We start from the raw sequence: 13,034 nt of genomic DNA, 5'->3' as shown, positions 1-13,034 counted from the left end.
GATCTACGTTAATTAGATATTTTTTACCATCACTCCAGTAAACATGATAAACATATTCGTCCGCAGATGACTTATCAAAACGAACCGCATAACCTTGATAACCAATAATTCGCATACAACTTTCAATACGTCGTTTCTCGTCTGGCATTACCATAACCCCCAATTTTATACGGTCGTAAACTCTGCACGTCTAGTGTGGTCTTAGCATGTTCTTTGGCATGCTGCACCATACGCCGCTTCTTTTTCTTGATTGCTGAGCGTTTGTGTCCGTGCTTCATTCATCTTCACCTAACTTTCTGCCGCACATTGGGCAATAGTTAACAAGAACGTTTGGTGCATCATCATACGGGCTACACAACTGATTATCGCTATTAAACCAGAACCCAACACGATCACCACCCTTAATGATGTCATGTGGTTCGTGGCAATATGGGCAATCAGCCTGTTTTTTATCTAATTCAGTCATTCGTCTACCTCCGCTATCTCAAACCGTGGGCAATCCTGCAACTTGAATTTTTCAATCTGTTCCAATAAATCTTTACGAATTCTAACTTTATCTCCTACTTTATATTTCATTACATGCCCTCCAGTTTAATGTGCATACGTTTAGCGCGCTTAGTTACTACATCACGTGTGACTTCATGTTTGATCTTAGACATGTCATTCAAATACTTAACTAGATCATTAACATTCATTTCAGTGTTCATAGCTACCTCAATCTGTACATCAACAATTCGCTTTTCTTCACCAGTTAATTCTGGCTTCATCTCATGCTTAGGGATCAACTTACGGTACCGATGAGTAACGTAAGGCGCGTCAACAAATGATCCATATCCTAGATCATTAATCATGGTTGCAATTTGATCATGTGACTTTCCGTGTGCTTTCTTATCCAAAATAATTCGATCAATATGTGCCTGATCATTATGATCAAAGTCCATCGGCTTTCTTGTTAAACTAATTGACCTAAACGATATACGTCTTTCAATTTGTGAATTAGTCACATTGGTTTGAAGCGGTCCCGACTGATTAAGCCAATAAAGTGTCTCTGCCTTTGACCAACCGTTCTTAACACCTAATGATATATATTTGTCCAGTGCTTGATTGATCTTCACCACACGTGATGATTGTCGGTCTTCTTGACTTCTTTCAACCATGAACGGCTTACGTAATTCTGCTAGTCGTTTGTCATCTTCTGGGACATGGGAAAGATCCCCATAGTCACTCTCCAACACATGGAGCAATTCCATATCAATTTTCGTCATTTGTTTACCTCCTGTCAGTCTTCTCAATCTAAATTAAACTTAGTTGTTCGCAAATTTGGCTGTTAAATACTGATTCATATCCCGCATACCGTCCCATAAACTTACTGAGATCTTTTGTGCTTGAATTGTATTTAAACCAACCGACGTTTGTCATAATCTTAATTGTTTCTCCATCAACGGGGAGCACACCAGAACAGCCAATATTGTGATTTAAAAAGTAGGCTTCAATATGTGCTGGCAATTTGATTGGTCTTGACATATGCGTTTGCTTCCTTTCTAACATTCATAATCCGATTGATTGTATTCTGCTCAGCCTCACCAAAATCTATATAGCCACGGCCATCACACCGAATACATTTATTTCCTGCATAGGGGTATTCCTTAGTCCCCAAACATGCTGGACATTTAATCTTTTGCATTTTATATGCCTCGTACATCTTTCATGTTTAAAAACGCTAATTGTTGACTTGCTGGCTTGGGCACCAGCCGACTGATCAGTTTATCATTGTACATAGCCTTTAATTCACTGACAGAATTGTTTGTTGTGATAATCGTCGATCTTCTAGGTGCGTTCATCTCAAAATCAACGCGGGAGTTAGCTATGCGATACATCATCGTTTGCATGTCTCTGCGAACCGGCTTGATATCCTGCTTCATACCGCCTTCTGTACCGAAATCATCTAAGATTAGCACATCAGTTTCCGTCATGGCTCGCTCAATACCTGTCAATCGTGCTTTCACATCGCTTAATTCGTATTGCTGACCGATCAAACTAGCCAGTTCAGCAGTTGATACAAACATGCCACTTTGACCTTTATCAGATAAATAATCCATGATAGCCAGTGCTAACGAAGTTTTACCGGTCCCTTTATCACCCGACATAATGACATTGAGCGGCGTTTTATCCATTCTGATTGCCAGCTGATATGCCTGTTTGCCAAGCGATTTAGCTAGCTCATGATTATCTTGCTTGTTGACTTGCCAACTAGAAAACTGAAAGTGCAGTGGAATATTGCCACCGGGCCAAACTGACATGGACGCAAAAACCTTAATACGTTTATGGGCAATCGCTTGTTGTGCTTTTTTAACGGTTTGTCGTTCAATTTCGTCTTTTGAAGGTAAGTGCTGTTGATCAACACCATGCGCTTTAGCAACACGATCAATAAAGGCTTCACTGAACATTCCTTGCGTCGTTTTCATTGCCTAAACAAGTCCTCCTTTGTGGTAGGCCGTTGCTCTTGATCCGTGCCATGGATTTCTAATTCATCATCAAAGCGCCCATTAAACCAAGTTGAGCCATTCATAGGCCGATACCACCTGTTTTGCTGACAATAAATTTTGTAAAATTTCAATCTCTCGATTAAATATGAATTGGTGTGTTCCTTTGACTTTTTGCGCCAAGCCTTGTAATGATTAAATGCGTTACCTTTACCCTGTTTGTTAGGATAGTCAGCCCATATTTCTTCGAAATCACTTTTTAATTGAGTCAATGATGGACCATTGGTTTTTGATGCACTATATTCTTTTGTATTCTCTGTTGTAGTCTCTGGTAGTCTATTGGTATTGGTTGGTACCGCTGGTCCCTTTGGATTGGTACTATCAGTCCCAATCGTTGGTACTGTCGGTCCCAATGCTCGACCCAAATTGTCTAATGCGTCATAGTCGATTCTGTACCACTTCGTACGATCAAATTTGGCTTTGTTATAGTTGCCAGTAATCAACAAACCACGATTTTCTAAATCTTTTAAATAGCGTTGAACCGTTTTTTCAGACAACCATGGGAACTGTTTTTGCCAATCAGAAGCACTATTATAAATCCATTTGTTTCCGTTTCTAATATTCGTTGATTTGTTCAACCAGTAATGAACTTGCTGGATGATAATAGCTTTATCAGAACTTTTTAACTCATTAGCTAGTGACGGTAACACTTGAAGCGGCGGCTCTGAAATCAACAGATTACTCATAATATTTCCCCATTTCTATCCTATAAATTCTTGATCTGTTTAAATTTGCGTGAAAGTTCATCGGAATCTAAATGCGTGTAGATGGTGGTAGTTTGAATACTGGCATGGCCTAACATCTGTTGCAATTCGGTTGAATCTCCACCGTCTGCTATGAATTGCTTGGCAAAATAGTGCCGCAGTGAATGCGGATAAACCTTAGTCTTGTCGACCATTGCTTTAGTCGCACACCGTTTCAAAGCTTGTCGATAATGGGATTGGGTTTTACCGAAAATAACCGCATCGTCATTTTTCAACGCGACAAATGTTTTCAGCTTTTTCTTGACGAATCCTGGAATCCCAATAATTCTGGTCTTGCCTTTATTATTCACAATCACATTTTTTTGATATAAATCACGTTTCTTTAGCCGGCATACTTCACTGATCCGTAATCCGGTATTTCCAATGGTCAGAATAAACAAATTAAGTTCTCCACTTGAATGTTTAAGCAATCGTCGGTACTCGTTCTGGTTGATTGAAGCACGATGACTATTCGACTGTTGCCGCAACATTTTAAGTTTCATGTCATCTTTATGCTGCCAAGTTAGAAAAATGTTAATGGTATCAATTTTATGGTTGATGGTGTCCACCTTGTATTGTTTAGCTTTTAGAAATTGCTTGAACTTAATGAGATCATTTTTGTTCAGATATTCAACCGTGTTATCTTGCAGCCACTGGGACAATTGATTCAGCGTGACACGGTAATTTTTAATAGTATTTTCTGCCAATTCATTTTCCATACAATACAAGAGATAGTCCTCAATATTCATGTCATTCAAATAATCAACACCCCCTTAAAATCGTTGCGAATACTCTGTATAATCGCAACTACTTATTTATTGCTGTCAGTCGTTCCATATCAACGTTTGTAGCCGTTATTGTTCACTACCCTTTTTTGGCTTGTAATCACACCACCCCATTGCTTCATTCAGCTCATACTCATACTTACCTAATAGTTCATATGCTTTATTCAAATCAGATAATGTACGCTCGTCTTCTGGTACCCATAACGTTTTAATTAAATGCCATTGAACTTGGATTTTTCGTTTGGCGTTGACGGCTTTATTTGGCACTTGCAAAACCTCCCTAATTGTTATATATTCTACCCAGATCCCCTCCCCAGGGATTGTCAGGCATTACTCCGTGTCGATCATTCCTCCCAAAATGGTTGGCTCTTTATTTGCAAAATCTCATTATTTGTTGTAAATTTCTGTCAGGCTCCTCTTCGGAGCCGCATACTACCTTTTAACCGACTTGCGATTTTTTCGTGAGCCGGTTTTTTGTATATGCATGCCGTTTCTAGTAGCCAGTAATTATGCTCGATCATCTTGTTCTCCCCCCAGATCACTCATAACCTGGGAACATTGCTCACAGATCCAAGACCCATCATCATTTTGTAGAATTGCCACCTGCCCGCATGATGCGCAGTGTGGCTTTTTTATATGGATTAAATAGAAATTCTGAATCCATAATTTAATTGAATTAATCATTCTTCATTACCTCCTAATTTTCGATGACAATGTGGACACTCATCAGCTTTTACAAAACCATCATCACGGTAGTAGCCAACATATGCCACACCGTCCACATTCTTACACCATGGACAAGGTAACTTTTCTCCCTCGTCACTGATCATGTATCCCGGTTCAATCAAACAGATCACCCTTACTTGCGTGCCAGCCAATGAAACCACCAATCAAAGCAACTACGATTACAAATCCAATTTGGCCTATAATTAACATACTGTCAGCTCCTTCCGTCCAATCAGCTCATCAATGCTGACGTTAAAGTAATCAGCTAATTTGATTGCGCTTTCCATGCTCGGATAATAGCGACCAGATTCATATTCTGAAATAACGTTATATTTAATACCGGTTGCGCACGCTAAATCCGCTTGTGTCATACGCTTAGCGTGCCGCAACCTTGCTAACTGTGATTGCGTGTGATTACTCCTAGCTCAATTTAATTGTTATTGTGTCGATTGATGACATATGGTTTAGATAGCCCTCAATATCGCTCATGCTTGAATTAGCATTACTAGGAATATTTTTACCACGTTGAATGCTGACGTCGAATCTTTGACCGTCAGAACGCTCGGCGGTTCTAGAGCCGACAACGTTAAATTCAGGTTCGAATGACTGAATTTGATCTAAAGCATACCGGAGATCATCAATTTTTCTCTGCACTGCCTTTACGTATTGTTCAAGTTCATTTCCATTTTCTAAAACTAGAATTACACCTGGTTTGCCCTTTTCATAAGTTGCTTTATCGAATGATTTAATACCAGTTAATACTTCTGTTTTTTTCATTTTTATTGTTCCTTTCTTTCTGCGATATACTTAACTTATCTAAATGGAAGTGTGGTGAAAATTATGACTTTTTGTGCAAGAATATCCTTCAAAAACATGGCAACGAATAATGATTTTTTCATAAAAAGAATATTTGCAATAAAAGTTAACGGTAAAGATGTTGATCCTAAAGATTTTTCCTTTGAAAGCGCTAAAACAATTACATTTAATTTGAACGTTCAAGACTCTAAAGATCAAAGCAAAAATTGTTCGTCGACAATTGCAATAAATGCTGAAGAAGTTCTGTATATACAAATGACAGAAGAAAAATAATTAATTTAATTCTTTATATATCCTAATCAGGATTGCCTTCTTGATTAGGCTTTTTGTATTAAGAGCCTTATGAATTAATTCTTGTTTTAACTGGCATAATTCGTCGATAGTTTCGGGATCCATATCTACACCTTCTTTCTGCGATATAATTAATCCACTTATGGAAGTGAGGTGATATTGATGATTGACAAAGAATTGCTAAATGTTGCGGCAAATCTCACAGATACTCTTTTAAGGACAAACACTGAATCAATCATAGCTGATACAGGACACATTCCAGCTACCTTAAAACCGAGTGATGTCGTACGAACTACTTTAAAAATATATGATCAATTGAAAATGGAATTTAAATAATTTCCTTGCCTGTGATTGGATCAATATATTTTTTTGTACCATTAGGGGCCTCCGTGTTACTTGCGATAATGCGAAGGTCTTTTTCTATTGCCGATAAAACATTGATTAATTTTTTCATTTCTGTCTTTCCTTTCTTTCTGCGGTTAGGCTGATTGATCTTGTTCGATCATCGGTAACACATCATGTTGCTTGAGCGTTTCATAAATGAAGATATGACCCTTTTGTGTCCACTTTGTCTGTGGCTTAATATCCTCACGTCCGTCTTTATGTTTATATGGCACTGGAATGGTGTGCGTGTAACCGTTGCTCTGATACTTGCTATATAGATACCAGCTACCAGATTGGTTGTACTGAATTCCGAGATCATGTAAAAGCTTGTTCAATTCGTTTGCTGTCATACCATAGTTCTTAGCAATTGATGTAGTTGTCACCAATCCCTTATTTGCAAGAATTTGATCATAATAATCAGCCTTTGGTTGTAATTCTTTGACTTGTTGCTCAGCGATCAATCGTCCTGACCGTTCCGTTTTGAGTTGCGTGGCTAGTTCAATGATTGTATCTGGGTTACTTAGAATCTCTTCGATCTTTAAATCGGTCATGTATGCCCCGTGTTTCCGAATCGACGGTAAGACTTCCTCGTAGACCCAATCTTGGAATGGTTCGGCAGATGGCAGCTTACTTTGACCTGCTAACTGATATAGGCCCGGTTCGGAGATGACTACAACTTCTCTATTTTGACCTGCCAGAACGATTCGTTCGGTCAGCTTGTACTTTTCTTTTACGTGGTCTACGTTTGCTTGCTGCCATGTGGCTTACCTCCTACGCTGATTGATCATTCAAAAACTTGTTAATAAAATACTGTTGGCCCTTACCTGTTACTTTTGGTGTCTTAGTTGTGACAGTCACACCGTCACTATTGATGTGCGTTGATTCTTTAATCTCAAATAATTCACGCTCCATCGAGTACTGTGTTGGCGAGTTATAGTCAGCACCTTTACGACTAATTAAGTAGTGATGTTCTCGAAGCCAGTTGAATAGCCTGCGTGCACCAATATCGACACCATTTTGCTTAATCATCTTAGCTAGATCGCCAACTAAGATCGATGTATGGCTTACACTTACTGCATCAGCAAAGAGTGCCTTAGGTTGCATTTGAGTGTTCTCAATCTTCAAGCGTGAATTTTCATCTTGCAGAATTGCGTACCCACGTTTTACAATTTCCGCCGGGTCATTCCATTTGCGTTCCAGCTCAATCAGATAACGCCGATACACCTTTCCTTGCTCACTGTGGCTCATCATGCACAACTCTTTAGCCATTGAAATTGTGAGTGCGTAGTCTTGAAGTTCTCTTTTAGCTCCGTTATTTACAACCGTACTTTTACGTACGGTTGTAAAATCCGCGTTCTCTTCGAAATCATCAAAATTATCAGATACCCACAAACTGAAACGCCTTGCAATGTTCAACCCATCATACAAATCGCGTGCTGAAATGACTTGCTGATTACTCCGGTTAACTGTTACCTTGAGTAATTCTTCCATTTGTTACACTTCCTTTCTATACTGGCTGTTCTTTGCTCGGCTTAAAAAGAAATTTAAGCTCATATTCTGGAAAGAACTCTTCTTGAATTTCAATTGCTTCATTGAATTTAAATGATGATTTTCCATTTATCTTGTCTGAGACCGTTTGATATCTAACGTGAAGCAAATCAGCAATGTCTACTAGAGAAACGTTTTTTTCATGTCTAGCCTTTTCTAAATTAATTAGCATATCTTTCCTCCTTATCTATATACGAATTTTCGTATTTTTGATTGAAAATAAATGCGCTTGTCTTAAGCACAAATACATAATATACGAAAATTCGTACCAAGTCAATACGAATTTTCATGTTTTTTTATTTTTTTATATATACATACGATTTTTCGCATGTTATAATATACGCATACTTAAAGGAAGGAGGAAAATATAATGAGTAGAGAAGAATATCTAAAAAACCTAATGGAAATAAAATCAGGCAACGTAAAATCATTTTCGGAATCAATTGATTTAGCATATACAACCGTTAGATCGATATTAAGCAGAGGCGTCCTTAATGCTAAAATGGAAAATATTATCAAAATATGTAATGGTTTAGGAATAAACCCGGAAGATTTAATAGATATAGATGGTTCCATAATAAGCCAAACAACTAAAAAAATGATTCTTCTTAATTCTGATCGTCAGCAAAACGTCTACAACTGCGCTACACATCAGTTGTCAGAACAGAATAACAACGTTGTACAGCTATCTGACTACACAGACAACGTAGAACATACCGAAACAGTTTATGGTGCTGTATCAGCCGGTACAGGCCAATACCTTGATCATGAGCAACCTGAACAAGTTGTTGTTCGTGGACCCGCACCAGAACATGATTTCGCGGTTAAAGTCGTTGGTAACTCGATGGAGCCAACATTTAATGACGGACAGATTGTTTATGTAAATAGATTGGTTGACGAAAATGACGTTCGTAATAATCAATTTGTCATCGCAGAAGTTAACGGTGAAGCATTCATCAAGAAACTATCGTTTAACGATGACTATGTAAGGCTTATATCGCTAAACCCTAACTACGACGACATTATAATTCATGACTACGACGACTTCTTGATACGAGGAATTGTTGTAATATAAAAAAAGCCGCCCTAAGGCGACTGACAGCGGATACAATGTGATTCTACCACATTGTATTTTTTTGTGCTATTATTAATTTATTCTTATATATTAGGAGGAAATTATTTTGAAAAAACCTTGGTATAAAAAATGGTGGATATGGTTAATAGCTGTGGTGGTTATATTTATTGGTTTAAGTTCACTGGGATCTTCATCATCGGGAAGCACTAATTCAAAATCTAATAATACTTCATCTAAATCATCATCAAAAAAAGTAGAAAAGAACACTGCCGTCGCAAAAAACTTAAATGCTGGTACTTTTAAAGTTGGTGCAGATATTAATCCAGGTCGTTATATGGTAAAAGCCACTAGTGGAAGTGGTAATTTTACTAATAGATCAGGCAGCATAAACGTAATTCTTGGAACATCGGTAGATAACAGTTTAGGACAAGTTGATTCATATACTGTGACTCTTGTAAAAGGAGAACAAATTAAGCTTGAAGGCATAGAATCTGCTTCCTTTACACCAACACCTAGCAAATATTCATATAAAACAGAACTATCTGCTGGTAGTTGGACAGTTGGTAAGGATATCAAACCAGGAAGATATGACATTACTGCAACTCAAGGAAGCGGTAATATAGATACAAATGACGGCGATGTTAATGAAATTCTAGGAACTTCAAAAGACAGTGAAACTGGTCAAGTAACAAAAGTAACTGCTACATTACACAAAGGCCAAGTATTAAACACATCTCTTGAAGGAATAAAATTAACAGCTAAATAAAATTTAATATTATGACAAATGAATTTGAAAAATTACTTGTACCAGGCAAAAATAGTGTAGCAATGTAACACTTATTTGCCTAATTACGAAAAATTTGCTATTATGACAAATGAAAAGGGAACTAGCGTGAACTAGTTCCCCGTGCAAGCCGCTTCAAAGACGGTGGCATTAACTACAAAGTAATTTTAGAGGTCACCCTGTAACTAGCCAAAGTTGAGCAGGGCGGCTTTTTTATTTGTGGTGCTTGTCGATATAGCTGAGGAGTGCGATTAAAAACGTGCCAAACAGCAACATCAACGAGAGTGTCTGGAAGACGCTCATTGACTGCGAAACCTTTCGAAAGATTTTTCCATGTTCCCATAGACATCACCTCGCAAGGGAAAAGATAGCCGCCGCCCTTAAAACTTCTTGCTCAAATAGTATAGCACAATGACTGTTATTTTATTTAGCGACAAAAAATACAAGCTATATTATTAAAAGATCATGGCTAAGCAGATTAATTGCCTGCCAGCCGAATCAGTTTATAATGAAAACTACTCTTATTGAACCGAGGTTACTAGCTAATGCCAGTAACCTTTTTTATGGATCAAATAACATGTAGGCAATAATACCAGAGTAGTAATGCCTACATAGTCAAACTGCCCATAAGCCAATGATTAGTAGCTAACCAAGCTTGTGAAATTTGTTAAATAAAATTGGTCTAGTTTCAAAACCTTGATTTAATAGGTTTCTGTTTTTGCCAAAGTTAGTGAAATTTTGTTATGTATTTACTCAAATTAGTTGACTTATCGGGCTACCCTCGCTTGATTGAGAGGTTGGTTGAGCGGTGAATGGCAAAGCTGTACCCTAGTCACGAGCAAATTTTAAAAATAAGCGTCGCACTAGAGTACAACTTAACTGCTACTTGACCGATCGGCCGTCTCACGTATTCTAGTTAACCTCGTAGCTGCTGTCTCTTCGACAAACTAGTCACCCTATTAATTACTGCCCTAATAGCATTGTGACTAGTCACCGTGCTCGTAAGCACCAGTAAACCGCCCTGACCCTTATTGGTGGTCATCACCATTCATCACCCACAACACGAGGTCGTTGCTTATGTGATATAGCCAGTCGTTATTGCGGTCGCACTGGCAGACGTGTCTATTTGGTTTGGACTTTATCCATGCAGGTTGGCTTCTACATTGTCAAAATTCGCCACGCGTGCTACAATACAGTTAATTAGTAATAAACTGTTTAGTTGCGCCCGATGCCAGTCGGGGGTGGCTTTTTTTATATTCAATTGTATTGCTTCGGTTAATTAGCTTTAATCGGGGCTTTTTTAATACACCTTATTAGGTTATGACTACATAATACCATTCATCAAATACATGTCAATACTATTTTTATACAGCACTACAGCACTATAGAACTCATGCACTATAGAACTACAGTGCATTTGCACTATTGCACTAAAGAACTAGTGCACTACATAGTTCCTTGTAATGACGGCTTTTTGGCCACCTTTTTGTTTATTTCAAAAGCACTACAGAACTAAAGAACTACCGAGTATCAGCACTATTGACATACAGAACTGCATAGTGCTAAAATTTAAAAAACAAATGGAGGATATTGCTGTATGACACAGGTAATCACGTTTGGTAATTTCAAGGGTGGAGTTGGAAAAACTAGCAATTCTACGATGGTCGCATTAGAACTCAGTAATCGTAATTTTAAGACATTACTCGTTGACCTTGATCCTCAAGGCAACGCAACCAATTTATATTTAAAAACAAAATTGAATATTAGTAATGAAGTCGGTCATTTTGATAAAACTTTAATGTCTAGTGTGGAAGATAGTAATCTTAGCAATTCCGTAATCAATATAAAAGACAATTTAGACTTATTGGCTTCGGCGCCAGATTTTTCGTTATATCCTAGATACATGGAAAAACTTCATAATTATGATGATCGTGTTAAAGAATTTGATCGATTACTGAAACCATTAAAAGAAAAATATGATTATGTAATTATTGATATACCACCTACAATTTCATTAATTACTGATAGTGCGTTATATGCTTCTGACTACTGCTTAATAATCATGCAAACCCACGAACATAGTTTTGAGGGTGCTGAAGCATTTATTAAGTATATCCAAGAAGAGGTTATTGATGAATATAAAGCACCACGACTAGAACTGGTTGGCATTTTGGCGGTTCTGCTACAAGCTGGTGCGCCTGTAGATGAAGCAACGGTAACCAATGCAATTTCTGAATTTGGTGAAGAAAATATCTTTAAAAATAAGATTCATTCCATGCAGCGGCTCAAACGGTATGGCATCACAGGGATCACTTTTAAATCCAAATTTGATAAGAAAGTATTTGCAGTATATAAGGATGTAACAGATGAGCTTCTCTCAAGAATTGAGGTGATCGAACATGGCTAATTCATTAATTAGGTCTAATAGAAATAAGGAAAACAGTATCCCTAAACCAGATAAACAGGCTAAAGCATCTGACTTTGATAATAGCTCTGTAAATAGTGAAGTGATAAGTTCTATCACTTTTGATACCAACCTAAAAATAAGTAACCACAGTCGAAATAAATTACTAGCAATGGCGATGATTGGTTATGCTGAAAATCAACGTCTTGCGGTTGATACAGCAATTCAATCATTCTATGAGCAACTATCGTCAATTGAGCAAAGAGAGTTTGAACTACAAGTTAGTACACTAGAATCACGTGACGTTCGACTAAAAAGCAAAAAATAACTAAAAAAACAGGCCTCCTAGCGATTAACTGAGAGGCCTGCTTTCATATACTTGTACGTCTTTTGATTTAAAATTGCCGCAGAATACGTTTGAGAGCAAATAAAAAAGCCCCAATCCAAAAAGGACTGAGGCTTGAAGCGAAATATAAATGGATAACCTATTACATAATACATAGTATCACATTTTAAAGTGGTTTCACACTCTTGTTTCAATTAAAACAAAAACCCCAGTCAAATTAAGGACTGGGGCTACTCTTAGGAAGTGATGTGTTATTAGCGCATCGACTACATAGTATCACTATTTTAAAAAGGTTTCACCCCATTATTAATATCACGTTGAATTTGTTTCCACATGAGTGATGGCCGACTAACCTTACCATCAACTGGAGTGCCAAGTTTACGTTGCATGGCTCGATAAGTAACTGGACCGAAGTAGCCATCTTGGGTAAATCCTAAGTGCTTCTGGATTACCTTAACAGTTGCTGATGGAGAACTAATCTTGCCGTCTTGAACTTTCATACCATAAAGTTTCTGCAAACCTAGGTAAGTGTTGTAACCTGGAATCCCATCAACGGCAATCTTATTAGACTTAGCCGCCGTTTGGGTAG

General features: G+C 37.7%; 25 protein-coding genes and 1 pseudogene. 6 read left to right on the top strand and 20 right to left on the bottom strand.

Features of this window, described 5'->3' with window-relative positions; all coding sequences use genetic code 11:
* Positions 1-122: 122 nt before the first annotated feature.
* The 12 genes from FD16_RS12870 to FD16_RS11940 form a co-directional block, all read right to left on the bottom strand.
* A complete protein-coding gene (locus tag FD16_RS12870; RefSeq protein WP_155804454.1) occupies positions 123-278 on the bottom strand; it encodes a hypothetical protein in 156 nt (51 codons plus the stop codon).
* Complete coding sequence (locus FD16_RS11985) at positions 275-466, bottom strand: hypothetical protein (RefSeq protein WP_010623303.1); 192 nt, start codon at positions 464-466, stop codon at positions 275-277. The genes FD16_RS12870 and FD16_RS11985 overlap by 4 nt, the downstream gene beginning before the upstream one ends.
* 109 nt (positions 467-575) lie before the next feature.
* Positions 576-1,265, bottom strand: a complete 690-nt coding sequence (locus tag FD16_RS11980; protein ID WP_010623302.1) for a hypothetical protein — start codon at positions 1,263-1,265, stop codon at positions 576-578.
* 28 nt (positions 1,266-1,293) lie between these two features.
* A complete protein-coding gene (locus FD16_RS11975) occupies positions 1,294-1,524 on the bottom strand; it encodes a hypothetical protein (RefSeq protein ID WP_010623301.1) in 231 nt (76 codons plus the stop codon).
* Complete coding sequence (locus FD16_RS11970; RefSeq protein WP_033386359.1) at positions 1,490-1,684, bottom strand: hypothetical protein; 195 nt, start codon at positions 1,682-1,684, stop codon at positions 1,490-1,492. The genes FD16_RS11975 and FD16_RS11970 overlap by 35 nt, the downstream gene beginning before the upstream one ends.
* Position 1,685: 1 nt before the next feature.
* Entirely contained in the window at positions 1,686-2,465 is a 780-nt protein-coding gene (locus tag FD16_RS11965) for an ATP-binding protein (protein WP_010623300.1), read from the bottom strand.
* Positions 2,462-3,229, bottom strand: coding sequence for a hypothetical protein (locus FD16_RS13090; protein WP_010623299.1), 768 nt, complete (start codon positions 3,227-3,229; stop codon positions 2,462-2,464). Before FD16_RS13090 ends, FD16_RS11965 begins: the two co-directional genes overlap by 4 nt.
* A 20-nt stretch (positions 3,230-3,249) precedes the next feature.
* Positions 3,250-4,035 (bottom strand): tyrosine-type recombinase/integrase, encoded by a 786-nt coding sequence (locus FD16_RS11955; protein WP_033386368.1) that lies wholly within the window; start codon positions 4,033-4,035, stop codon positions 3,250-3,252.
* A 105-nt stretch (positions 4,036-4,140) separates the two neighbouring features.
* The gene (locus tag FD16_RS11950; protein WP_010623297.1) at positions 4,141-4,338 is read right to left on the bottom strand and encodes a hypothetical protein; all 198 of its coding nucleotides are present in this window, start codon (positions 4,336-4,338) and stop codon (positions 4,141-4,143) included.
* 413 nt (positions 4,339-4,751) lie between these two features.
* On the bottom strand, positions 4,752-4,919 hold the full coding sequence (locus FD16_RS12865) for a hypothetical protein (protein ID WP_155804452.1): 168 nt from the start codon (positions 4,917-4,919) through the stop codon (positions 4,752-4,754).
* Positions 4,920-5,000: 81 nt separating this feature from the next.
* Positions 5,001-5,186: a helix-turn-helix domain-containing protein gene (locus tag FD16_RS11945; RefSeq protein WP_033386356.1), complete on the bottom strand. Its 186-nt coding sequence runs from the start codon at positions 5,184-5,186 to the stop codon at positions 5,001-5,003.
* A 31-nt stretch (positions 5,187-5,217) separates the two neighbouring features.
* A complete protein-coding gene (locus FD16_RS11940; RefSeq protein WP_010623295.1) occupies positions 5,218-5,574 on the bottom strand; it encodes a hypothetical protein in 357 nt (118 codons plus the stop codon).
* Positions 5,575-5,628: 54 nt separating this feature from the next.
* On the opposite strand from FD16_RS11940, the gene FD16_RS11935 reads away from it, so the two are divergent.
* A complete protein-coding gene (locus FD16_RS11935) occupies positions 5,629-5,886 on the top strand; it encodes a hypothetical protein (protein ID WP_155804450.1) in 258 nt (85 codons plus the stop codon).
* Here FD16_RS11935 and FD16_RS13275 read toward each other — a convergent pair whose 3' ends face one another.
* A complete protein-coding gene (locus tag FD16_RS13275; RefSeq protein ID WP_268871798.1) occupies positions 5,887-6,009 on the bottom strand; it encodes a hypothetical protein in 123 nt (40 codons plus the stop codon).
* Between the two features lie 57 nt (positions 6,010-6,066).
* On the opposite strand from FD16_RS13275, the gene FD16_RS12860 reads away from it, so the two are divergent.
* Positions 6,067-6,240, top strand: coding sequence for a hypothetical protein (locus tag FD16_RS12860; protein ID WP_155804448.1), 174 nt, complete (start codon positions 6,067-6,069; stop codon positions 6,238-6,240).
* Here FD16_RS12860 and FD16_RS13270 read toward each other — a convergent pair.
* The 5 genes and pseudogenes from FD16_RS13270 to FD16_RS11920 form a co-directional block, all read right to left on the bottom strand.
* Positions 6,233-6,358, bottom strand: coding sequence for a hypothetical protein (locus FD16_RS13270; protein WP_268869693.1), 126 nt, complete (start codon positions 6,356-6,358; stop codon positions 6,233-6,235). The genes FD16_RS12860 and FD16_RS13270 overlap by 8 nt on opposite strands.
* A 25-nt stretch (positions 6,359-6,383) precedes the next feature.
* On the bottom strand, positions 6,384-6,839 hold the full coding sequence (locus FD16_RS11930) for a phage antirepressor KilAC domain-containing protein (RefSeq protein ID WP_010623293.1): 456 nt from the start codon (positions 6,837-6,839) through the stop codon (positions 6,384-6,386).
* Between the two features lie 36 nt (positions 6,840-6,875).
* Positions 6,876-7,034: pseudogene (locus FD16_RS13265) on the bottom strand (BRO-N domain-containing protein); the annotation flags it as partial.
* A 25-nt stretch (positions 7,035-7,059) separates the two neighbouring features.
* Positions 7,060-7,779 carry a phage antirepressor KilAC domain-containing protein gene (locus FD16_RS11925; protein ID WP_010623292.1) on the bottom strand — a complete coding sequence of 240 codons (720 nt, stop codon included), beginning with the start codon at positions 7,777-7,779 and terminating at the stop codon, positions 7,060-7,062.
* A gap of 16 nt (positions 7,780-7,795) precedes the next feature.
* Positions 7,796-8,008, bottom strand: a complete 213-nt coding sequence (locus FD16_RS11920) for a helix-turn-helix domain-containing protein (protein WP_010623291.1) — start codon at positions 8,006-8,008, stop codon at positions 7,796-7,798.
* 198 nt (positions 8,009-8,206) lie between these two features.
* Here FD16_RS11920 and FD16_RS11915 point away from each other — a divergent pair, with 198 nt between their 5' ends.
* Both FD16_RS11915 and FD16_RS11910 read left to right on the top strand, forming a co-directional pair.
* Positions 8,207-8,911: a S24 family peptidase gene (locus FD16_RS11915; RefSeq protein ID WP_010623290.1), complete on the top strand. Its 705-nt coding sequence runs from the start codon at positions 8,207-8,209 to the stop codon at positions 8,909-8,911.
* 106 nt (positions 8,912-9,017) lie between these two features.
* Positions 9,018-9,677 carry a hypothetical protein gene (locus FD16_RS11910; protein ID WP_010623289.1) on the top strand — a complete coding sequence of 220 codons (660 nt, stop codon included), beginning with the start codon at positions 9,018-9,020 and terminating at the stop codon, positions 9,675-9,677.
* 231 nt (positions 9,678-9,908) lie between these two features.
* Here the strand turns inward: FD16_RS11910 and FD16_RS12855 are convergent, their stop codons facing one another.
* Positions 9,909-9,971: a putative holin-like toxin gene (locus FD16_RS12855; protein WP_222843308.1), complete on the bottom strand. Its 63-nt coding sequence runs from the start codon at positions 9,969-9,971 to the stop codon at positions 9,909-9,911.
* Between the two features lie 1,321 nt (positions 9,972-11,292).
* Here FD16_RS12855 and FD16_RS11900 point away from each other — a divergent pair.
* Positions 11,293-12,102 carry a ParA family protein gene (locus tag FD16_RS11900; protein WP_010623287.1) on the top strand — a complete coding sequence of 270 codons (810 nt, stop codon included), beginning with the start codon at positions 11,293-11,295 and terminating at the stop codon, positions 12,100-12,102.
* Positions 12,095-12,427, top strand: coding sequence for a DUF5388 domain-containing protein (locus FD16_RS11895; RefSeq protein ID WP_010623286.1), 333 nt, complete (start codon positions 12,095-12,097; stop codon positions 12,425-12,427). The genes FD16_RS11900 and FD16_RS11895 overlap by 8 nt, the downstream gene beginning before the upstream one ends.
* Positions 12,428-12,729: 302 nt before the next feature.
* Here the strand turns inward: FD16_RS11895 and FD16_RS12945 are convergent.
* Positions 12,730-13,034: peptidoglycan-binding domain-containing protein (locus FD16_RS12945; protein WP_162255733.1), on the bottom strand; the 305-nt coding region annotated here is incomplete at its 5' end.

Origin of the sequence: Paucilactobacillus suebicus DSM 5007 = KCTC 3549 (genome assembly GCF_001434475.1) — a bacterium.
Classification (GTDB): Bacteria; Bacillota; Bacilli; order Lactobacillales; family Lactobacillaceae; genus Paucilactobacillus; species Paucilactobacillus suebicus.
The sequence above is the reverse complement of the archived record's forward strand: the minus strand, read 5'-3'. Positions and strand labels throughout refer to the sequence as shown.